Genomic DNA, 657 nt, shown 5'->3' with positions numbered 1-657 from the left:
ATAGTGAACGATGTCTCGACGATTTCCCAAGGCATCCGACGCAGCCGCTTCTTTTGCAGTCTGTTCTTCCTCGGCGGCGGCATCGGGATCGGGGCCTGGGCCTCCTCCCTTCCGGTCCTCAGCATTCAAATGAATCTGGACAAAGGGCAACTCGGGCTAGTCCTGATCTGCTTTGCTCTCGGCGCCATTTTGATGATGACCAATATCGCCCGCTTGATAGCGATTGTCCCGAGCAGCGTACTAAGCCTGGTGGGATCGATCACGTTTGGGGCAACCCTGACGGCCCTGCCCTATGTCGGGGACGCCTGGCCGCTGGCGGCGATTGTGTTCCTTGCGGGGGCCGGGTTTGGAACGCTCGACGTTTCGATGAATATCGATGCCTCGGCATTGGAGCGTCGCATGCGCCGGCAGGTGATGTCGTCGTTTCATGCCGTGTTCAGTTTCGGGAGCTTGGCCGGCGCGTTTGTGGTCGGTCAAATACTGTCCCACGGTGGCGCTTTGAGCGTATGCCTTGGCGTCACGGGGGCCGGTGTGGCGGCAGTCGCACTTGTCGCTTGCACGGGGTGGAACAATGCAGCCCGGTTAGACGGCCCTGCGGACGCGACAGAGGCGACGGACGGCAAGTTCGACAGCGCTTTGACGAACCATCTCTACCTG

At 60.6% G+C, this 657-nt stretch carries 1 protein-coding gene; it reads left to right on the top strand.

The window, feature by feature from the left end; genetic code table 11:
* Window positions 1-657: MFS transporter (locus tag EN780_RS36495; protein ID WP_189557102.1), on the top strand; the 657-nt coding region annotated here is incomplete at both ends.

The sequence above is a fragment of the Mesorhizobium sp. M4B.F.Ca.ET.089.01.1.1 genome (assembly GCF_004022605.1).
GTDB lineage: Bacteria > Pseudomonadota > Alphaproteobacteria > Rhizobiales > Rhizobiaceae > Mesorhizobium > Mesorhizobium abyssinicae.
The sequence above is the reverse complement of the archived record's forward strand: the minus strand, read 5'-3'. Positions and strand labels throughout refer to the sequence as shown.